This is a genomic window from Ferrimonas marina, from assembly GCF_900129905.1.
Lineage (GTDB): Bacteria > Pseudomonadota > Gammaproteobacteria > Enterobacterales > Shewanellaceae > Ferrimonas > Ferrimonas marina.
The window spans coordinates 55991-76652 of the sequence record NZ_FQXG01000005.1 but is presented as its reverse complement, the minus strand read 5'-3'; the positions used below and the strand labels follow the sequence as shown (position 1 = coordinate 76652).

Annotated in this window: 17 protein-coding genes and 1 pseudogene; 6 read left to right on the top strand and 12 right to left on the bottom strand. The window is 61.5% G+C overall.

Features of this window, described 5'->3' with window-relative positions; translation table 11 throughout:
• Window positions 1-73: 73 nt before the first annotated feature.
• The 3 genes from pyrI to BUC04_RS12700 all read right to left on the bottom strand — a co-directional run bounded on the left by pyrI (window position 74) and on the right by BUC04_RS12700 (window position 3409).
• The gene (gene pyrI, locus BUC04_RS12710) at window positions 74-538 is read right to left on the bottom strand and encodes an aspartate carbamoyltransferase regulatory subunit (protein ID WP_067661119.1); all 465 of its coding nucleotides are present in this window, start codon (window positions 536-538) and stop codon (window positions 74-76) included.
• Window positions 539-549: 11 nt separating this feature from the next.
• The gene (pyrB, locus tag BUC04_RS12705) at window positions 550-1479 is read right to left on the bottom strand and encodes an aspartate carbamoyltransferase (RefSeq protein WP_067661121.1); all 930 of its coding nucleotides are present in this window, start codon (window positions 1477-1479) and stop codon (window positions 550-552) included.
• A 259-nt stretch (window positions 1480-1738) separates the two neighbouring features.
• Window positions 1739-3409: a chloride channel protein gene (locus BUC04_RS12700; RefSeq protein ID WP_067661123.1), complete on the bottom strand. Its 1671-nt coding sequence runs from the start codon at window positions 3407-3409 to the stop codon at window positions 1739-1741.
• Between the two features lie 60 nt (window positions 3410-3469).
• Between BUC04_RS12700 and BUC04_RS12695 the strand changes: the two genes are divergently transcribed.
• Both BUC04_RS12695 and erpA read left to right on the top strand, forming a co-directional pair.
• Window positions 3470-4225, top strand: a complete 756-nt coding sequence (locus BUC04_RS12695; RefSeq protein ID WP_067661125.1) for a DUF6776 family protein — start codon at window positions 3470-3472, stop codon at window positions 4223-4225.
• A 54-nt stretch (window positions 4226-4279) separates the two neighbouring features.
• On the top strand, window positions 4280-4630 hold the full coding sequence (erpA, locus tag BUC04_RS12690) for an iron-sulfur cluster insertion protein ErpA (RefSeq protein ID WP_067661128.1): 351 nt from the start codon (window positions 4280-4282) through the stop codon (window positions 4628-4630).
• Window positions 4631-4697: 67 nt separating this feature from the next.
• Here erpA and BUC04_RS12685 read toward each other — a convergent pair whose 3' ends face one another.
• A complete protein-coding gene (locus BUC04_RS12685) occupies window positions 4698-6080 on the bottom strand; it encodes a sensor histidine kinase (RefSeq protein ID WP_067661130.1) in 1383 nt (460 codons plus the stop codon).
• A gap of 343 nt (window positions 6081-6423) precedes the next feature.
• Between BUC04_RS12685 and BUC04_RS12680 the strand changes: the two genes are divergently transcribed.
• A complete protein-coding gene (locus tag BUC04_RS12680; RefSeq protein ID WP_143165712.1) occupies window positions 6424-6867 on the top strand; it encodes an OmpH family outer membrane protein in 444 nt (147 codons plus the stop codon).
• Window positions 6868-7738: 871 nt separating this feature from the next.
• On the opposite strand, the pseudogene BUC04_RS24280 reads toward BUC04_RS12680, so the two are convergent.
• The 4 genes and pseudogenes from BUC04_RS24280 to BUC04_RS12660 form a co-directional block, all read right to left on the bottom strand.
• A pseudogene (locus BUC04_RS24280) lies at window positions 7739-8593 on the bottom strand (Ig-like domain-containing protein); the annotation flags it as partial.
• A gap of 198 nt (window positions 8594-8791) precedes the next feature.
• Window positions 8792-9427: a response regulator gene (locus BUC04_RS12670; protein WP_067661135.1), complete on the bottom strand. Its 636-nt coding sequence runs from the start codon at window positions 9425-9427 to the stop codon at window positions 8792-8794.
• Complete coding sequence (locus BUC04_RS12665; protein ID WP_067661137.1) at window positions 9424-10803, bottom strand: sensor histidine kinase; 1380 nt, start codon at window positions 10801-10803, stop codon at window positions 9424-9426. Before BUC04_RS12665 ends, BUC04_RS12670 begins: the two co-directional genes overlap by 4 nt.
• 438 nt (window positions 10804-11241) lie before the next feature.
• Complete coding sequence (locus tag BUC04_RS12660; protein WP_067661139.1) at window positions 11242-11991, bottom strand: DsbA family protein; 750 nt, start codon at window positions 11989-11991, stop codon at window positions 11242-11244.
• Window positions 11992-12247: 256 nt separating this feature from the next.
• Here BUC04_RS12660 and chrA point away from each other — a divergent pair, with 256 nt between their 5' ends.
• Complete coding sequence (gene chrA / locus BUC04_RS12655) at window positions 12248-13411, top strand: chromate efflux transporter (protein WP_200804687.1); 1164 nt, start codon at window positions 12248-12250, stop codon at window positions 13409-13411.
• Window positions 13412-13833: 422 nt separating this feature from the next.
• On the opposite strand, the gene BUC04_RS12650 is transcribed toward chrA, so the two are convergent.
• Both BUC04_RS12650 and BUC04_RS12645 read right to left on the bottom strand, forming a co-directional pair.
• Window positions 13834-14931 carry an anhydro-N-acetylmuramic acid kinase gene (locus BUC04_RS12650; RefSeq protein ID WP_067661141.1) on the bottom strand — a complete coding sequence of 366 codons (1098 nt, stop codon included), beginning with the start codon at window positions 14929-14931 and terminating at the stop codon, window positions 13834-13836.
• 49 nt (window positions 14932-14980) lie between these two features.
• Window positions 14981-16285, bottom strand: coding sequence for a peptidoglycan DD-metalloendopeptidase family protein (locus tag BUC04_RS12645; protein WP_067661269.1), 1305 nt, complete (start codon window positions 16283-16285; stop codon window positions 14981-14983).
• Window positions 16286-16433: 148 nt separating this feature from the next.
• Here BUC04_RS12645 and tyrS point away from each other — a divergent pair, with 148 nt between their 5' ends.
• A complete protein-coding gene (tyrS, locus tag BUC04_RS12640; protein ID WP_067661143.1) occupies window positions 16434-17621 on the top strand; it encodes a tyrosine--tRNA ligase in 1188 nt (395 codons plus the stop codon).
• A gap of 523 nt (window positions 17622-18144) precedes the next feature.
• Here the strand turns inward: tyrS and BUC04_RS12635 are convergent.
• Window positions 18145-19095, bottom strand: coding sequence for a TDT family transporter (locus tag BUC04_RS12635; protein WP_067661144.1), 951 nt, complete (start codon window positions 19093-19095; stop codon window positions 18145-18147).
• Between the two features lie 90 nt (window positions 19096-19185).
• On the opposite strand from BUC04_RS12635, the gene BUC04_RS12630 reads away from it, so the two are divergent.
• On the top strand, window positions 19186-20064 hold the full coding sequence (locus tag BUC04_RS12630; protein ID WP_067661146.1) for a LysR substrate-binding domain-containing protein: 879 nt from the start codon (window positions 19186-19188) through the stop codon (window positions 20062-20064).
• Between the two features lie 70 nt (window positions 20065-20134).
• Here the strand turns inward: BUC04_RS12630 and BUC04_RS12625 are convergent, their stop codons facing one another.
• Window positions 20135-20656, bottom strand: a complete 522-nt coding sequence (locus BUC04_RS12625; protein ID WP_234977397.1) for a nuclear transport factor 2 family protein — start codon at window positions 20654-20656, stop codon at window positions 20135-20137.
• Window positions 20657-20662: the final 6 nt, after the last annotated feature.

Below are 20662 nucleotides of genomic sequence, written 5' to 3'. Positions count from 1 at the left end.
CGTTGCCGGCTGGCAGGGGCTTGAATGGCATTAAAAAACGCGCCCGAAGGCGCGTTTATCCCGGCGGCAGCCGTTAACGCAGCTCTGCCACGCTGTCGCGGTTGAACGCCTTCTCGCAGTATTTGCACTTGAGCTTGATGGCGTCGCCCTTGCTCACCACGGTGAAGCTGGAGGCCACAGGCTCGGTGCGGGTGATGCAGTTGGAGTTGGGGCACTGGAACACCCGGTCCACCCGCTGCGGCAGGTTCAGCTGCAGCTTCTTCACCACCTCGTAATCCTCGATCTGGTTGACCGTGGCGTTGGGGGCCAGCAGCGCCAGCTGGTTGGCCAGGTCTTCGTCGATGAAGACGTTCTCGATCTTGATCAGATCCTTATGGCCCAGGGCAGAAGAGGGCAGGTTCAGACCGATGGTGACCTTGTTTTGGGTTTTGTGCAGCTCAAACAGGCGCAGCACCTTGATGCCGGCGTGGGCCGGGATGTGGTCGATCACCGAGCCCTGTTTGATCGCCTCGACCTGCAGTTGGTTCTCTTTGCTCATGACGGGACTCCTCAAATCTCGGGGTTCAGGACCAGGGCCAGCAGCGCCTGACGGGCGTAGACGCCGTTCTCGGCCTGTTGGAAGTAGTAGGCGTGGGGGGTGACATCCACGTCGGTGGTGATCTCATCGACCCGGGGCAGCGGGTGCAGCACCTTGAGGTTGCCACGGGCGCCTTCCAGCAGCTTGGCGGTGAGGATGTAGGCGGATTTAACGTGGGCGTACTCGGACTCGTCAAAGCGCTCCTTCTGTACCCGGGTCATGTAGAGCACGTCCAGCTGCGGGATCACCGACTCCATCGAGGTGTGCAGGTGGTAAGCGATGCCCGCCTCGTCCAGCTCCTCGCAGATGTAGTCCGGCATCGCCAGCACTTCCGGGGCGATAAAGTGGAAGGTGACGTTGTCGAACTTGGCCAGTGCCTGAGTCAGCGAGTGGACGGTGCGTCCGTACTTGAGATCGCCGACAAAGGCGACATTGAGGTTGTCCAGCCGGCCCTGGGTCTCGTAGATGGAGAATAGGTCGAGCAGGGTTTGGGTCGGGTGCTGGTTGGCACCGTCGCCGCCGTTGATGATTGGCTTGCCGTTGGCGCACTCGGACGCCAGGCGGGCGGCGCCTTCCTGCGGATGACGCATGACGAAGGCATCGACGTAGGAGCTGATTACCTGGACCGAATCGGACAGGGTCTCGCCCTTCTTGGCCAGCGAGGTGTTGCCGTCGTTATCGAAGCCGATGACGCTGCCGCCGAGACGCTGGATGGCGGTTTCAAATGACAGTCGGGTGCGGGTGGAGGGCTCAAAGAAGCAGCTGGCCACCACCTTGTTCTGCAGTAGGGTGGGGTTGGGCTCGGCCTTCAGGGCGCCGGCGGTTTCAACGATGAGCTCCAGCTCGGCCCGGCTGAGCTCGGCGATGGAGATGATGTGTTTCTGGTACAGGGGGTTCGCCATGACGTCTGTTACCTCAGGTTCGAGTACGAGATTCTTAGGGCGGATCCAAAAAAAGCCCCCAGGGAAGGCCAGGGGGCTTTTTTCGAAACGCGAGGGGACGGGAAGCGACAACACGGCGCCTGGGACAGGCACCCTTGGGGGCACTCATGCAGCTTTTGCAGCGGCCAGTGTTGCGTCATTTTTCATCCAGTCCCGGCAAATTTTCGGTGGATTATACGCCCATTTGAGGGCGGCGCAAAGGGCGGCCATGGCAGGGTTTTCAGCCACTTCCCTCGATCCGGAAGTAGCGGTGCAGGCGGGCCCAGGTGATCACCCCGATGGGGCAGCTGGGATCCTTGTGGTAGATGAACACCATGCCAGTGCGCTTGGGCTCCAGGGCCCGATACACCTCCGCCAGGGTGGCGGTGTCCGGCAGCCCCTGCAGTGGCGTGCGTTTCAACGGGGTAGCCTGATGAGCGTAGTCGTCGCTGAGGGAGAGCAGGTCCTGCCCTTCGCCGGTGGGGATCAATAAGCGCCGGCCCTCGGCGCTTTTGATCAGGTCCAGCTGCTCCGCCTCGGACAGTTGCGGCCGTACCGCGACGATGGCGGAGTTGACCAACGCCAGTACCCCCACCTTCTGCAGTGCCTGCTCCAGTGGCGGCACCTTGTAGTTCAGCCCCATCAGATCGAGCTGCCGCAGGAAGATGGCACGGCCGCCCAGACCTTCGTGGGCCAAAAGGAAACCGGGCAGGGTGATCAGCAGGAAGGGCACGATCACCGTGGCGTTGTCGGTCAGCTCCACCAGGGCGATCAGTGAGGCCATCGGGGCATTGAGGCAGATCCCCATCATGGCGGTCATGGTCAGGGCGGTGTAGAGGCTATGGTATTCGGCCACCTGAGGCAGCATGGGGGAGAGGATCAGTACCAGCAGGGCGCCGAGCAGGGCGCCGATGCCGTAGAGCGGGCCGATCAGGCCACCGGGGATCCCCAGCCCCAGGGCGGCGATGGTGAGCACCATCTTGCCCAGCAGTAGGGCGAAGATCAGGCCCAGGGTGATGTCGCTGCTGTGGGACAGGGCCACCACGCCCGCTTCGCCGCCCAGGGCGCCTGGGATCATCAGCCCCACCACCGCGGTAATGCCCCCGGCCAGGGCAAAGCGCAGCCACTGTGGCTGGTTGGCACTGACCGCCGTGGTGGTCAGCAGCGCCTTACTGAACAGGGCGGAAACCACCCCCACTACCAGGCCAAACAGCACCAAAGTGGGGTACTGCTCCAGCGGCATCCGCAGCAGCTCCAGATGCTCGTAGACGTGGGTATTGCCAAACACCGCCCGGTAGATCACCGCGCCGGCGATGGCGGCGAGCATGATCGGCAGGATGTAGTGGATCTTGTACTCCCGCAGTACCACCTCGAGGACGAAGATCACACCGGCCAGCGGGGTATTAAAGATCGCCGAGATACCGGCCGCTATGCCGCAAGATGAGAGGATGCGCATGGTGTTGTCTGGCAGCGACCAGCGCTTGGCCACCATGGTGGCGGCGCTGGCACCGATGTGCACCGCTGGGCCCTCTTTACCGACCGAAAAGCCGCTGGCCAGCGCCACCACCGCGTGGAGGAACTGGCCGATGCCGGAGCCCAGGGGCAGCCGGCCGTAGTGGATCTTGACCCGGTGGATAACGTAGGCGATGCCCATGCGTCGGTAGGAGGCGCGGGAGTGGCGGATCAACTGATGGATGATCGCCGCCCCAGCGATGGGCAGCGCCACTCGCATCCACATGGGCAGCTGGGTAAAATCCTCGGATTCGACCCAAAGCAGGGCCTGCAAGCCGGACACGGCAAGCTGGAACAGCACGATCAAGCCGCTGGACAGGATCCCCACCAACAGCCCCAGGAAGCAAAGCTGGAGGCTGATGCGCGGATGGGATAAGCGAAACTTATGTTCGTTGATCATGTCAGAAAAATCGGGCGGCGATACAACAAGTTTATCACTGACAAAGCTAAGAAAACCAACATGATGCAATATTTAAAACATCGCTGGCACGCCTTTACCCAATGGGAACAGCGGCTTAATCCACGAGGTGTCCTGCTGTTTCCGCTGATGCTGCTGGTTCTGGTGCTGGGGATGGGGCTGGGCTGGCTCAATCAGTTGCATGTGATCAAGGAGTTCGGCGAGCTGGAGACCGAGTCCAAGCTGTGGAACTACGAGCGGCTTGAACTGGAGAAGCGCAATGCGGCGCTGGACCTGGAGCTGAAGATGGAGCAGCAGAGCCAGCAGGAGACCCGGGCGCTGATGGCCCGCCAGCGTGGCACCATGGAGGAGATGGAGCGCGAGCTGGCGTTCTACCGCAACATCATGGCGCCGGAGAAGACCGCCGACGGGGTGCACATCCATGACCTGGTGGTGGATGAGACCGCCTCGGCCCAGCGCTTTCGTTTCCGCCTGGTGTTGAGCCAGCAGAAGATCCGTAACAGCACGGTGCGCGGTACCGCCCAGGTAACGTTGGACGGCAGTCAGAACGGCAAGGCCCGCAGCCTGAAGCTGACCGAGCTGGGCGGCGATGAGGAGCGTCTGGCGTTCTCCTTCCGCTACTTCCAGGAGCTGGAGGGCAGCCTCAAGTTGCCTGACGGCTTTGTGCCGGAGCGGATCCGCGTCAACCTGCGCCTGCCCGCCAGCGGTAACCAGCGCGCCGCCAGTGCCGAGACCGCCTTTCCGATCACTGAGTTGATCAGTGAGGGGGCTCTCGCACGTTTGATTGAGAAAGCTTGAATGCTTTGGTCGGGTATTGGATAATCCGGCCGTCAAACAATCCCAGAGGTAACCATGACTGCAGCCGTTGAACAAGCCATGCCGATTGAGTTCTCCGATGCCGCGGCCGCCAAGGTAAAGGCGCTGCTGGCCGAAGAGGAAAACCCGGAGCTGAAGCTTCGCGTGTACGTGACCGGTGGCGGTTGCTCCGGTTTCCAGTATGGTTTTACCTTCGATGAGAAGATCAACGAAGGTGACTTCACCATCGAGAAAGAGGGCGTGACCCTGCTGGTGGACGCCATGAGCCTGCAGTATCTGGTCGGTGGTGAGGTGGATTACACCGAGGGTCTGGAGGGCAGCCGCTTCTTCGTTAGCAACCCCAACGCCACCTCCACCTGTGGCTGCGGTGCCTCCTTCTCCATCTGAGCCTACCCGGTTCAGATAACAAAACGCCCCGGCCATGCCGGGGCGTTTTTGCGTTTAGAGCCTGGCGTCAGGCTGGCTGGTGACGGGGCCAGTTCAGGTGCACCGCCAGGCCGTGGTGCCAGTTCTCCAGGCTCAGTTGACCGCCATGCTGCTGCAGCACCTGGTGGCAGAGGGTCAGGCCCAGCCCCATGTGCTCCTGCTTGGTGGTGTAGAAGGGTTCGGTGGCGTTGTTTTGGCCCTCACCACTGAGGCCCGGGCCGTAATCGCGTATCTCCAGTTGCACCTCGCCCTCCTTGAGTACGGCGCTGATCTCCAGTCGTTTGACCTCCTCGGAGGCGTCGATGGCGTTGCTCAACACGTTGACCAGCACCTCCTTGAGCTGTTTCTCATTGCCCAGGATGGTCAGCCCCGGCTCCAGGTCCTGCAGCACGATAAAGGGCTTGAGGCGGTGACTGAGCAGCTCCAGTGCGGAGTTGAGCAGGGTGTCCAGTGGCAGGGCCTGCAGATCATCCTGGGCATGCTGGGAGAAGGTCACCAGCTCCTTGCACACCTCGCGGGAGCGCTGCAGCTCGTCGCGGATCTGCTCCAGCCGATAGGGGCCGTCGGAGTCCATATCGAGCTCCGGCTCCAGTTCGTCACACTTCTCCATCGCCCGCTGCAGCGGTTGTTCGATCTCACTGGCAAGGCCGGAGGCCAGGGTGCCGACAGCACGGTGGTGATCGGCGCGAACCAACTGCCACTGGGCCTGGCGGATCTGCTCCTCCCGCTCCCAGTCGAAGATCGAGAGGGCCCTGGCCAGGCAGTACAACACCGCGAGGGCGCAGCTGGCGCGCAGCACGGGGACCCACAGGCCCAAATCGGTGGGGATGATGCCAGTAGCAACGCCGTAGGCGATCAGGGCCAGACCGCAGTATCCGAAGTAGCGGGCGCCACGATGGCTGCGCCAATGCTGCTGGCGAGCGTAGGCGGTGAGGGCCAGGCCAGATACGACCGCAGGCCCAAGGCCAAAGATCCAACGGGTAAGGGTATTGGCAGTCGGCAGAAAGGCTTCCAATGCCATCGCTTGGTAGCTGATGGCCAGCAAGGCCAGGTAGGTGGTCATCACCGCGTAGGTGATGGTGCGCATCCAGTGCAGGTAGCGCCAGCGGATCAGCCCCAGCATCTTCCAGGCAAACCAGCCCAGTGCCAGGTAGGACAGCAGCAGCTTGACCGAGCGCATCGACTCCACCTGCAGGTGCCAGCTGACATCCCGGTTGGGGCCAACCCATTCGATATAGAGCTCGGTCCATTCGTGCAGGGCATGGGTATAGCCAAACAGCGCCAGTGCCGGCAGCGCGGCGACGATGCTTAACCGGCTCAGCTTCAGGTCGCGCAGCGAGATGGTCATGCCGATGGCGAAGAAGGCCAGGCCGTAGATCAAATAAATGGTGTAGAGTGCGAGTTCGTTCATGCCTGCCCCCTATGAATAGATGATGAGCATCATAGGGGGCGGCACGAATTGCGTCTGTGATTTATGTCAGTAGTTTTATGGCTAAGTTAATCATTTTTAAGAATAAAAATTCGACTGATATTACTCCGGTCTGGTGTCGTTCATTCTTTGCCGGGGAAGCTATGCCGCGACAGATCCGGGTGGGCTCTCTGGCAATGCCACACTTTGTTGCATTTTGTTTTGCGTGGTCATTGAGGCACCTAGTCTTTGGTTGCCGCCACGACAGTGACAAACCGGTGTTGGCCAGCTTTACTTGCCGGTGGCCAAGCGCCTGTCCGCCCCTGCTTGGTCGAGGAGTTTGGTTGTGTCCCGTTATCCCCACCCCGTCCGTGTTGGCCCGGTGTCGCGCCGTGCCAGCGCCCACCATCGTGATTTGAGTGACTCACTGCGGCGCATGCGCTGGCGCTTGGCAATGCGTGAACTGCGCGGCTTACTCACCGCCATCCTGGTGCTTGCCAATGTGCTGCTGTTTGCCCTGATCCTGTGGCAAGGCTGGGGAAGCCGATCCGCGGTGGTGAGTGCTTCGCCTGAGCCCGCGGTGGCGCCACAGTCACTGGAGCGGCGTACCCTGTTCTTGGAGCAGCAGCTGGCGGTGCAGAGTGATGAGATCCAGGCACTGGAGCAGCGATTAAGCGGAGGAATGAACCTGTCGCTACAGCAGCGACAGGCCCTGGAGCAGCAGCTGGCTCGGTTGCGCTACACCTATTCGGTCCAGGCGGAGGAGTTGGCCCTGCTGACCTACAACTGATGCACTTGATGACAAAAAAACGGCCCCGCGAGGGGCCGTTTGTCGTATGGAGTGAGAAGTGAGATGAGGCGGCTTATTTGTGGATGGTGCCGCCTTTGGCCTTGAGTACCTCCAGCTTGCCGTCATCCGCGTTGTGGCACTGGCCACAGGCGAAGTCGTGCTGCAGGTAGGGGTACATATAGGTGTCCCGCGCCTCGCTGTCTTGCACCTGACCCTTTTCGTTGTAGAGGTCGATGGCGAAGGTGTGCAGGGCGATATCACCGGCTTTGACGCCAGCCTTGGTGGTGGTGGTCAGGGCGTTCTTCACCACCTTGGGCATGTGGCAGGCTACACAGTCGACAGAGGCGTGGCTGAAGCTCAGCTCGTCGTTGAACTCCTTTTGGTGATCGCCAGTGTGGCAATCGGTACAGGCCATGGTGGCGCCGCCTTCAAACACGGTGGACTCGTGGGTGTCGTGGCACACCGCACAGGCGTTCTCGGCACCGTAGTAGAGCGGGAACTTCTGGTAGTGCTTACCGGTGATCTCGAAGGTGTCCGGATCGATCGCCATCAGTTCGTCGTGGGTCTGATGGTGACGGGGCAGGCCGGAACGAACCATCACGCGGGCACCGTATTCCGGCGCGGCATCGGCCACTTCCTGAGTGATCTCGCCGGCTTCCAGCGCAGCGGCCACGGCCAGGTTGAAGGAGCTCTCATAGCCCTTCCAGTGGGTACGATCACCATCGCGGGTGTGGCACTCGGCACAGTGCATCGGCTGACCGTAACCCATGGTGTCGCTTTGCAGATCCGCGGTGGTACGCGGGGTGGCGAAGCGGGTGATGTCGTCCTTGCTCATGCTCTTAACGTGGTCACGACCGGCGCCGTGGCAGGCCTCACACTGCACGCCCTCGGCCACCCAGGTGCCCATGATGCCGGGTCGGTCATCCTGCTTCTGCGGGTTGAGCGCTTCGTCGTAGGGCTTCCAGCCGGTGGTGTGGCAGTGGCCACAGTCGTAGGGCTTGTCGACGGTGCCGCCGTTGTAGTTGGACATGATCTGGTCGTCGTAACCCAGGCGCTCAGCGTGCACGTTGTGTTGGGCCTGCTGGCCGGTCACCAGGTAGCCGTCTTCATCCATCCAGCGGATCTTCCAGGCGTAGCCGCCGGAGGTGTAGCTGACGTCGGCGTAGCTGACTGGGGTACCCAGGGTGTTGTCGGTGGGATTACCGTCGTTGTCGATCATCTCCAGCGCGCCGTCCACATCCACGTAAGGGAAGGCCGGTGCTTCGTCGTTGGCGATCTTCATGATCTTGAAGTTGTGACCGTGGTTCTGGTGCGCACTGGCATCCCCCAGGGATTCCATGCTGTGGCAGGTCAGACAGGTCTGGGTACCCGCGTAGATCGCCTCGTGCACCTTGACGGTGATGGTGGCGGAGGCTTCGTCGGTGCCGTCACTGATGGTGTACTGGATGGCTACTTCGCCCACCTCGCCCTGGGGGTCAAAGCGGATGCGATCGCCATCGACGGTGATCTTGCCCTGCTCGCTGCTGGCACTGACCAGAGTCAGCACGTCGCCTTCGTCGGCGTCGCTGGCGTGCAGCATCGGGTTGATGGTGAGCGGCAGGTTGCTCTCGGTGACGCGGCTGGCGTCTTCCGCGACTGGCGGGGTGTTCTCCGGCGGCGGGGTCACCGGCGGGGTGGTGTCGTCCTTGCTGTCACTGCCACAACCAACGAGGGCCACGGACCCCATCAGCAATGCCAGGGTGGTTTTCTGGAAGGTTTTCATCATCATCTCCTGCACCGCTCAATGCGGCTATTTTTGGCAGGATGAGTATCTGAAATTGGCCTCAGTGGCTTCCAGATAAGCCCGGTTACCCAGAATGGGGTTTCTGTGAAGTGGCCTTATCTGAACCTGATTAAGCTGCTGTTTTTACTTGTTTTAAATTGATCATTCACCGGCCAGAAGTTGACACATCTGGCGGCCTTTGTTGGTCAGAATGTAGAGCTTGTTCACATTTTGTTGCAGCAGCCCACTCTGCTTGAGTTGGCGCAGGTGGAAGTTGAACTTGGTGTGATCCTCGATGCCCACCTTGCGGCACAGATCCATAAAGCGCATTGGCGCATGATGGCTTAGGTGCAGCAGGGCCTGGCGCCGAATGGGGTTGGACAGGGCGGCGAAGATCTTGTCCGCCTCTTCGTCGGCAAACTGAGGCTGGGTTTGCCGCTGGGCCTGAACCCGTCGCAGGGTAGTGGCCAAGGCTTCCAGGTTAAAGGGCTTGGTGAGGAACTCGTCGGCGCCTTTCTTCATCGCCTCCACCGCGGTGTCCACCGTGGCAAAGGCAGTGGTCAGTACCAACCCCATATCCGGCTGTATCTGTTTCAGGGCGGTTTGTGCTTCGATCCCGGTCATTCCCGGCATCACCAGGTCCAGCAGGGCGATGTCGAACCGCTCCTGCTGTGCGGCGGCGATGGCGGTCTCGGCACAGTCGCAGGCGCGCACGGCCATCCCTTCAAACTCCAGCGCATCCACCAGGGTTTCGCGCAGCTCGGTATCGTCTTCCGCTAACAGGATCTTCAGCGTCATGCCAGGTACCTCGGTAGGTTAATGGTGACACGCAGGCCCTTCATCCAGTTGTCCAGGGTCAGCTCGCCCTGGTGCTCATGGATGATCTGCTGGCTGATGGCCAGACCCAGACCGGTGCCGTTGTCTTTGGTGGTGTAGAAGGGCTGCAGCACCCGTTTGAGTTGGGTCGGGTCGATGCCGCTGCCGTGATCCAGCACCTGCAGCAAGACGCGGTCACCCCGGGCCCAGCTATGGATCTCCAAACTCTTCTCCTGCTCGCTGGCATCGATGGCGTTCTGCAGCAGGTTGATCAGCACCTCCTCCAGCTTGATGCGATCGCCCTGGATCCTCAGGCTGGGATCCAGCCGACACGCCACGGTGAAGGGCTTAAGGCGATGTGCCATCAGGTCCAGGGCGGAGTGCACCACCTCACTGAGCTGCACGGTCTGCATCTGCGCCGGTTGCTGGCGGGAGAACTGCAGCACCTCCTGGCTGATGTGGGCTGCCCGCTGCAGGCCACGCTGCACCCGGTCGAGCTGTTTGCGTTCCGGTGCGTCGGGGCACCAGCGCTTCTGCAGCAGGTCACAGCTGAGCTGGGCGTAGCTCAGCGGGGTTTTAATCTCATGGGCGATGCCGGAGGCCAGCTCGCCCATGGCGCGCATCTTCTCGCCGCGATAGAGCTGTCGCTGTTGGGCTTGGATCTGCAGCTCCCGTTCCCGATCGAAGATCTTCAGCGCGCGAAACAGGGTGACCAACACGGCCAGGGCGCAGAAGGTTCGGGTTACCGGCACCCACAGGCTCCATTCGGTCTTGAGCAGGCCCGCCGCCAGGCCATAGGCGATCAGGGCGATGCCACAGTAGCCAAAATAGACGGCGGAGAGATCGCTCTCGGCGCGGTGTTGCCGGGCATAGAGGATCAGCGCGGCTCCGGCCACCACCGACGCGCCCAGGCCAAAGATCAGGCGGGTGAGCAGGTTAACCGTGTCGAGATAATGGTCCTGGTTGAGGTAAAACGCGCTGAACAGCACATGCAGGCCAAACAGGAGAAACAGGCCGTAGGTACCGGTGCGGACCCAGTGGCGCAGGGGGAAGCGGATCAGGCCCAGCATCAACCAGGCAAACCAGGTCAGTGCCACGAAGGAGAGCCACAGCTTGATGGTGCGCAGCACCGCCATCTCCCTTAGCCAGGAGAGGGATTTGTAGGGGGCCAGCAGTTCAAGGTAGAGCTCGGCCCACTCATGGAAGGCGTGGGTAAAGCCAAACAGGGCCAGGGCCGGCAGGGCGGTGGCAATGGGAAGCTGACTGAAGCGCAGGTTTTGAAATGCGATCACGCTGCCGATGGCAAAGAAAGCTAAGCCATAAAATAGATAGATATTAAATATTAACAGCGACGACATCAGCCTCTCCCTAGCCAGGCTTTGGGGATTATAGGGGGACCAATGAACCGAATCTGTGAGCCAATTCCAAACCCGGGACCCTGTGTGACAACAAGATGACTTAAATGTGAAAGTTGGGTCGAAGTCCTGCTGCCACAGGCATAGCCTGTCGCGGCTACCTTAGCTTTTGCCCTCGAATGCCGGTGACGACACCTTGGTGAAATCGCAAGATCATGCTGTTGATAAATAAAGTTATCAAAGCCTGATAATTTTATTTATCAGCTTGCTTGGCCTGACTGGGAAGTTATTTCCAGCTCGGGGTTTTAGTTTTAATTTCCGGGCCCTTAGACGGGGAGCGATTGATCGGAAAAAGAGGGGGCCGGCACGCCGCAGTCTGATACAAAAAAGCCCACCGCCGAGCAGGTCGGGGTGGGCCAGAGACAGGCTCAATCGGAGCGGTTAGTCCAGCTCGGCCAGGTACTCTACCAGCGCCATGCGCTGTTCATTGGTTTCAATGGCGTCGGAGTAGAGCACCATGTATTTCCCGTTGACCACCAGGGTGGGGACAAACTGCAGCTCGATGGCGTCCATCTCCCGTTTGGTGGTGGCGATCAGGGCATCCACGTCGGCGCCGTTGGCCAACTTCAGTAGGGCGTCGTAATCCATGCCACGCTCGGCAAAGAAGGGGGCCAGATCGGCATCCGCAGCGTCGACGCCGCTGCGACGCAGGGCCACATAGTGATCCATCAGCTCGTGCAGCACCGCCAGTTGATTGGACTGCTCCAAGGCGTAGTAGAGCCGGGCATCGCGCTCCCAGGTGGGATTCTTGGCGGAGTGACGGCGCACCAGCGCGGTTTCCTGGTTATCGGCCAGGTAGCCGTCCAGGTAGGGCTCAATCTTGATGCAGTAGGGGCAGCCGATCCATAGGTACTCCACCAGGAACGGGGTGTCCGCCTCGATCTCAATGCCGGAAACCTGCTTGTAGTGCACCCCTTCGACATACTCACTGTCGCTGCCGTGCTCAGGTAGCTGAGTCGGGGTTGCCAGGCTGTCGCCGGAGCAGGTGGAAAACAGCGAGGGGGCGCCGGACTCGGTGGTCTGGGGCTCGCCACCACAGCCGCCCAGCTCTTCGGCCTGGCTGGCGATAGGGGCCAGGCCCAGGGCGGCAGTCAGGAGCAGGCTGGCGGCGCGTTGATAGGCAGTTTGCATGAGGGATCCTTTGCTTGAGTGGTTGCTGCGCAGGGGTATCGCCGATTGTGGCAAGGGCAGCAAGCAAAGGGGTCGTTTTGTCGGCAAAATGTGAACTGTTCGCCCCCAAGGTGACGCAATCTGTGATGCGGATGCCGAGATAGAGCATGGGTAAGGATGTAAATCTTTGTCATAGCAGCCCGAATTGTCATGACAACATCATCGACATCATTAAGATCGGGGGCCAGAGAATCTATTGCAAACAACCGAGTCGCTGATGAAGGCCGTGATACACATCTTTGTTCAATTCTTTCTGCTGGGCTGGGTCAGCTTTGGTGGGCCGGCGGCTCATATTGGCTACTACCGCAAGAAGTTTGTCGAACAGGACAAGTGGCTCGATGACGCTGCTTATGGTCGTCTGGTGGCCCTGTCTCAGTTTTTGCCGGGGCCCGGTTCCAGTCAGGTTGGTTTTGCCTTGGGCTACCGTAAGGCCGGGGTGCCGGGCGCCATCGCGGCTTTCCTTGGCTTTACCACGCCCTCATTTCTGCTGATGTACGGCCTCAGTCGCCTGGGCCAGTCGGTGATGGGTAACCCGGCAGTGGATGCGGTGATCTTTGGCCTGAAGCTGCTGGCGGTGGTGGTGGTGACCGACGCGGTGTGGGGGATGGCGGGCAGTTTCTGCAAACGTCGGCTGCACTGGGGCCTGGCCTGCGTCAGTGCCGCGGTGCTGTTGGTGGTGCCCGGGGTGCTGGCGCAACTGGCGGTATTGGCTGTCGCGGCGCTGCTGTCAGCTAGCCTGACCCCAGCGGTTGCGATACCGGCAACCGCCAATGGCACCGGTAGTACGCGCTGGCAGCGCGGCGCGGCACTGGCATTGGCGCTGGCGCTGGGCCTGGCGCTGTTACCCGCCATGGGCGGCTTGCATCAGATCTACAAAGACTTCTTCCAGGCCGGGGCGCTGGTGTTTGGTGGCGGCCACGTGGTGCTGCCACTGCTGCAGGAAACCGTGGGCAGCCAGGTGGGGGCGGAGACCTTTTTGACCGGCTACGCTGCTGCTCAGGCGGTGCCGGGGCCGATGTTCACCCTGGCTACCTTCCTGGGGGCGGAGCTGGCACCGCAATCGCCGTTGCTGGGGGCCTTGGTGGCCACCCTGGCGTTGTTCCTGCCGGGACTGCTGCTGGTACTGGTGCTCTATCACGGCTGGGAGGCGCTGGCGTCACGCCCTAAGGTGGCGGCGGCAGCGGCGGGGATCAACGCTGCAGTGGTGGGGTTGCTGATCAGCGCCCTGTTTGCCCCGGTGTTTGTCACCGCGGTGCACGGCCCGGTGGAGATGGCGCTGGTGATCCTGGGGCTGTTTGTCCTGCGGGGCTTGAAGTGGCCGATTTGGGCGCTGATCGCCTTTATGGTCGGGGCTTGCTTGCTGCGTTTCGCCCTGCTGTAGGGATACTAAAGGGGCCTGCGGGCCCCTTTCTTTGTTCTTTTGTCTTTGTGTTTCCACATTGCCATTGTGCAGCAGCTTCAAAGCACTTGGTTGTCGCGTTGGCGACTTCAACCAAAGGGGCTCTGCCCCTCTGGACTCCCCTTTGCCTCCATTCGGTGCTTGTCTTCGCCCAGCGACATCGGCTAGCAGCACTGACCAGAGTCGACCTCCCTGTCTCCGCTGGTCATTCGGGCCATCCTGGCCCTCAGCCTTGCCGACGCCGCTTCTGCTCAGGCACCTCTAAGTCGGCGTGAAGCAGTTGGGGCATCGCGTCTTTGAGTATTGAATTACTTTCCTCTCAACCGTGCTCTTTTGGATTGAGAAAGGGGCCTTGGGGCCCCTTTTCTTATCCAGCGTTCGCCGTCGCTAAAGCGACAACAACATCATGCTGCCGGATAGCGCGCGCCGAGGATCGCCTCGCGCTTGGCGCCGGTGACCGCCGGCAGGTTGCCGGGCAGGCCGTTGATGTGGCGCCAGGCCAGCCAGGCGAAGGCCAGCCCTTCTACCCATTGAGGGTCCAGCCCCAGCTCGGAGGTGGTAGTGACCTTGAAGCTGGGCAGGGTTTGCTGCAGCTGACTGACCAAAGCCGCGTTAAAGGCACCACCACCACAAAGGTACAGCTCGCCGCTGTCGCTATGACGCTGGGCGCTGGTGGCGATGGTTTGCACGGTCAGGGCCAGCAGGGTGGCCATCACATCCTCCAGCGGCAGAGCATCGAGGCTGTTGAGGTGGCTGGCCAGCCAACTGGTGTTGAACAGCTCCCGGCCGGTGCTCTTGGGCGCAGGTTGGGCAAAGTAGGGGTGACTCAGCAGTCGCTTGAGCAGCGCGCCGTCCACCTTGCCACTGGCGGCGATCTGGCCGTCGCGGTCAAAGGGCAGGTCAAAATGCTCGCGGGCCCAGGCGTCCATCAGGGTATTGCCCGGGCCGGTGTCATAACCCAGCACCTCATCGCCTTTCAGGCAGGTCAGGTTTGCAATGCCGCCGATGTTGACGATCATCCGCGGGACGTCGGCGGCAAACAGGCCCTGGTGGAAGGCGGGCACCAGGGGCGCGCCCTGGCCGCCCAGGGCGATGTCTTTGCGGCGAAAATCGGCGATCACATCGATGCCGGTCTCCACCGCCAGGGTGTTGGGGCAGCCGATCTGCAGGGTGAAGGCGTGCGGGCCACCGGGGTGATGGCGTACGGTCTGGCCATGGCTGCCGATGGCGGCGATCTGCTCGGGCTTGAGCTCTGCTTTGGCCAGCAGGGTATGAACCGCTTCGGCAAAGGCGAAGGCGATGGCTCGGTCAGCCCGTCCCATCCGGTCGATCTCGTTGTTGTTGGGGCTGCACAGGCGATGCAGATCCGACAGCAGTGGCGGTGGGATCTCAATGCTGTGATGGGCCACCAGGGTCGGAACCCCAGCTGAGTCAAACTGGGCCAGCACCGCGTCGATGCCGTCCATGGAGGTTCCGGACATCAATCCAATGCAGTAGGTCATGGCAAGCTTCCGTTAAGCGAGGGGACTGCGAGACAGCATGGCAGCGGAACTAGGGGTTGGCCAGCACTATGGCCTGACGGTGCGCCAGTTGGCTCAAAAGATCGTCAGAACGCAAAGCGAATGCAGGCTTCTCTTTGTCTGACAATGGCTTAGATTGTGGCAGCTTGACCGTCCTGGGATTGCGGTGGACGCCGTTAACCAAGAACTCATAGTGCAGGTGGGCCCCGGTAACCCGACCGGTGGCCCCAAGCTTGCCGATGTGCTGGCCCTGGCGCACCCGCTGGCCCTTTTTCACCAGCCGTTTGGACAGGTGCAGGTACTTGGTGACGTAGGTGCTGGAGTGCTGGATAAAGACGTAGTGGCCGTTGTACTGGTTGTAGCCGGAGGCCACCACGCTGCCGTCGCCGGCGGCCATGATCGGGGTGCCATGGGGGGCAACGTAGTCGGTGCCGTTATGGGGGCGCACCTTGCCGGTTACCGGGTGCAATCGACGGGGATTGAAGTTGGAGCTGACGTAGTTGAACTGCACCGGGGCTCGAAGGAAGGCCTTGCGCATCGGCCGCCCATCCGGGGCGTAGTACTTGCCATCATCGTGGCGGATCGCCCGGAACACCTCGCCCTGGTTGACGAACTCCGCTGCCAGGATGTCGCCATCGCCAACGTAGGTGCCGCCAACGTAGTCATCCTCCCACAACACCGCGAAACGATCACCGGCGCGGATATCCAGGGCGAAATCCACATCCCAACCAAACAGCCCCGCCAGGCGCATGATCTGGTTTGGCGTCATGCCCGCACCCACCGCGGCGTTCCAGAAGTTGTTGCGGATCTCCGCCTGGGCGAAGTTGCGGCGCTTCTCTACGACCTCAACCTCCAGCGTCTCTTCGAAGCCGCCGTCCCCCTGGTGGACGATCAGGGTTTGGCGCGGATCGATCTGGTAGCGCAACTGGCGCAGGGTGTCTTGATCGAACCCCAGCTCGATGGTCTGGCCCGGCAGGATCTTGACCAGATTTTTGCCGGCATGCTTCAGCTGGGTGATGCGGTAGAGGGTTTGCGGCGAGAGCCCGGCACGATCGAACAGGCGGGCCAGGCTGTCGCCGGATTGCACCTCGAACCGCTTCCATTGCAATTGCGGGGTCTGGGCCGGCTGGTGAGGGGCAGTCAGGACCTCGGGAACATCCAGGGCCAATCGCTGGTTGAGCGGCAGGGGTTCAGTAAAGCGGCTGGCCAGGGAGCTGGCGGAGGGTAGGGTCATCGCAATCACCACCAACAGCACGGCGGTGCCGATCCCCCATTTGTGGGGGCTGGGTAGCCGTTGCCAGGAGGCGCCAGCATCGCCTCCGCTGCGGTTTCGGATCTTCCTTGCTTGCTGCCCAGCCACGTCCTTGATACCTCATGTTGCGCGACGGCCCACAGAGCCACCGCCAGTCTTTCCTTTAGTGGGGCTAACCAGTAACATTATCGCTTTTGCGAACAGATGCAAACTTTGCTTGCGGAGACACGGAATGAGTGATTTGGACAAGGCCTTGGCCGAGATCCGTCGTGGTACTGATGAGATCCTGGTGGAAGAGGAGCTGGTGGCGAAGCTGAAGCTGGGCCGTCCGCTTCGGGTGAAGCTGGGGGCCGATCCGACCGCCCCGGATATCCACCTGGGTCATACCGTGATCCTGAACAAGCTGCGCCAGTTCCAGGCGCTGGGCCACGAGGTGATCTTCCTGATTGGTGACTTTACCGGCATGGTGGGTGACCCGTCCGGTAAGAACTCCACCCGTCCGCCGCTGACCAAAGAGCAGGTGCTGGCCAACGCTGAGACCTACAAAGAGCAGGTCTACAAGATCCTGGACCCGGCCAAGACCCGCATCGAGTTCAACTCCTCCTGGCTCGGTGCGCTGGGTGCTGAAGGGATGCTGCGCCTGGCGTCCCAACAGACCGTGGCCCGGATGCTGGAGCGGGATGACTTTAAGAAGCGCTACGGCTCCGGTCAGTCCATCGCCATCCACGAGTTTATGTACCCGCTGCTGCAGGGCTACGACTCCGTGGCGCTGCAGGCCGACGTGGAACTGGGCGGCACCGATCAGAAGTTCAACCTGCTGATGGGCCGTGAGTTGCAGAAGGCCGAAGGTCAGGAGCGCCAGGTGGTGATCACCATGCCGCTGCTGGTGGGTCTGGATGGCGTCAAGAAGATGTCCAAGTCCGCTAACAACTACATCGGCGTGTCCGATGCACCGAGTGAGATGTTTGGCAAGATCATGTCCATCTCCGATGAACTGATGTGGGATTACTTTGAGCTGCTGTCGTTCCGTCCGCTGGAGGAGATCGCTCAGTTCAAGGCCGACATCGCCAACGGTGCCAACCCACGTGATGTGAAGTTTACACTGGCCAAAGAGATCATTGCCCGTTTCCACGACGAAGCGGCGGCCGAAGCGGCGCAGCAAGAGTTCACCAGCCGCTTTGCCAAGAAGCAGATCCCTGACGAGATGCCAGAGTTTGAGTTTGCCGAAGGCATTGCTATCGCCAACCTGCTCAAAGACGCCGGTCTGGTGAATACCACCTCCGATGCGCTGCGCATGATCCGTCAAGGTGGCGCCAAGATCGACGGTGCCAAGATTGAAGACACCAAGCTGGTACCGGCCGCGGGCACCGCGGTCTACCAGGTGGGCAAGCGTAAGTTCGCCCGGGTGACCGTCAAGTAAGCGGTTGCTCGTATGAAGCAAGCCTCCTAAATGGGAGGCTTTTTTGTGTCGGTTGCTGATGAGCTGCCGGAGGGCGCATGATCCGGCGTTCACTGCGGCGCCAAGATCGACGGTGCCAAGATTGAAGACACTAAGTTTGTGGTGATGGCTGGTGCCGGCCGCGGGCATCGTGGTCTGCCACGTGGGCAAACGTGCTAACACCAAGTTTGGGCCCGGGTAACCATCAAGTAAGCTGCTGGCTCGCTGGTTAGAAGAAAGCCTCCCAAATGGGAGGCTTTTTTGTACCGGTTGCTGATGATACGGCGTTCACCGTGGCGCCAAATGCGACGGTGACAAGATTGAAGACACTAAGTTTGTGGTGATGGCTGGTGCCGGCCGCGGGCATCGTGGTCTACCACGTGGGCAAACGCGCTAACTCCAAGTTTGGGCCCGGGTCACCATCAAGTAAGCTGCTGGCTTGCTGGTTAGAAGAAAAGCCTCCCAAATGGGAGGCTTTTTTGTGCCTGTAGCTCGGTGGTAGCGGTTAGCTTTGAGCTGGTCCGAAGCGGGGCCAGTAGGCCGCCAGGTAGCGCAGGCCCACGTAGGTCACCACCGCGGTGGCGATCACCAGCTCGATGTCCGCCAGGTGGTGCAACAGATTAGCCTGCTCCAGCTGCCAATGGCGGAACAGGTCGGCGCTTTGGTAAAGCGCGGTGGCACCGATCACCATGGGGAAGGTGAAGGCGGCATAGCCGGGGCTGAACGGCAGCTGCAGCAGATGAAAGAACGCCAGGTAGATAAGTGCAGTCATCAACAGGGCGATGCCCAGCAGCAAGGCTACCACCAGGGCGTTGGGCTCGCTCACCAGGTTCAGGTAACCCGCCAACGAGAGGCTGGCCGGTGCTGCCAGGATGGCGATGGTGGGCTTGGCCGGCTCAGGCACATTGGCGTGGAAGATCAGGCGGTAGAGCATCAGTGGCAGGGTGACCGCATAGGCCAGCATGCCACCGTAAAGCAGCGCGGTGGCCAGCGGGCGAACATCGTCGCTGGGGCAGGTTACCGCGGCGACGATGATCCCCACCGGCGGCACGAACCAGCTGGGCACCACATGGTGCCAGCCCGGCTGCTTAACGCGGTGATAGAGGAAGCTCAGCAGCATCATCAGATGCAGCGCCACCCCGGTCTGCCAGAGCCACAGCCCCTGTTGGGGCAAAAAGCGGTAGAGGCTGGTGGCAATCACCATGGTGGCCATGGCAAAGGTGGGAATGACGCTGCCCACCACCGCATGGGCCAGGTCCTGCTTGAGCTGCCCGGGGTTGAGCAGAAACTTGAGCAACAGCAGCAGCAACAACAGCCCAGCGAGCAGTGCCGCCGCCAGTTGCCACTGCCCCTGACCGCCAAGGCGCTGATCCAGGCAGAGGCCCAGGCTGGCGATCCCCAGGGCCAGTCCAGCCAGGGGGGTTGGGATGCGGTTGAGGCTGTGGGCAAATGGCATGGCGTGCTCCTTCTGGGTTGCTGCCATTGTGCGCTGCCATTATGTTTAGCGATATCGAATGATTTCTTACGGCCTGTATAGCTGAGGTATATGGTGGCGGAGCTTTCCCTGCGTCAACTGCGTGTTTTTGTCTCGGTGGCCCACAGTGGCAACCTTGGCCAGAGCGCCGAGGCGCTGTTCCTGACCCGGGGCGCGGTGTCCCAGGCGATCAAGGCACTGGAGCAGCAGCTGGGAGTCGCCCTGTTTGAACGACGGACTCAGCGCCTGCTGCTCAATAGCCAGGGGCGGCAACTGCTGCCACTGGCCGAGGCGCTACTGGCCCAGGAGCAGGGGGTCCAGGCACTGTTTCACTCCGGGGCCTTGCAGATACCACTGCGCCTGGGGGCCAGCACCACCATCGGTAACTACCTGCTTCCCACGCTGTTGGCACAGCATTGGCCCGGGGAGTGGCCGCTGCCCCAGGTGCAGCTGGCCAACAGCGAACATCTGCAGCAGGCGCTGCTGCAACGCGAGCTGGACCTGGCCCTGGTGGAGTCCGAAAGCCTGCATAGTGAGCTCAGCCGCTGGCCCTGGCGCGAGGATGAGATGGTGCTGATCGCCCCGGCCGACCACCCTTTGGCGGGTCAGTCGGCGGCCTGGTCGGCGCTGGAGGGGCAGCCCTGGGTATTGCGCGAACCCCGCTCTGGCAGTCGCGCCCAGTTTGATCATCGGGTGGCGCCGCAGCTGCAGCGTGTTCAGGTGGTGTTGGAGTTGGGCCAGCTGGAGGCGGTGGTGCGGGCGGTGGCGGCGGGCCTGGGGTTGTCGCTGGTCTCCCGGTTGGCCTGCCAGCAAGCGATAGCACAAGGGCAAGTCAGCGAGCTGCGCCTGCCCGAAACGCTGGTTCGGCGACTCTACCTGGTGCACCCGCCCAGCAGTGACGCCCTGCCAGCGTTACAGCGGCTTAAGGGACTTTGGAGTGGGGAGCAATGACGATTGGGCGGCGCGGTTGAGCGTTTTGGCCGCTTTGACCGCCAACAATCAGGCCTGAGCGGGTCTTGGCTCAGTAAAGCTCCGAGTAGGTCATCTTCAGCTGGTCTTTCATGGTGGCGTAATCCAGCAGGTCCAGGTGCTCATCCACCCGCTGGTTTTCCATATCCAGCTTCAGCGTGGTGACGCCGGGCAGCGAGAAGGTGATCGACTTGCCGGGGTAGCCAAAAAGGTCGCCCCGGGCCTTGTAGTAGTAGCTGCCGATCATCACCACCAGTGAGCCGTTATAGAAGGTATGGTCACTGACGAAGTAGTACTCCTGGGTGTAGCTATGGACCCGGCGCAGGAAGGTGATGATGTCGCGACGACCGGTGAGCTTCTTGCCGGCGGTGCGGTCGTACCATTCGGTTTCCCGGTCGTAGAAGCGGGACAGCCGGCTGTAGTCGCGGTTGGTCAGGGCATCCATGTAATTTTGCGCCAGCACGATCGCCTCGGGCAGATCCGGACTGACCGGCTCCGGCGGCCCGGGTTGCTCGGCCCAGGCCAGTGTGGTCAGCGAGAGCCATAACAGGCAGCCAGACACCCATTTCCCCACGTGAAG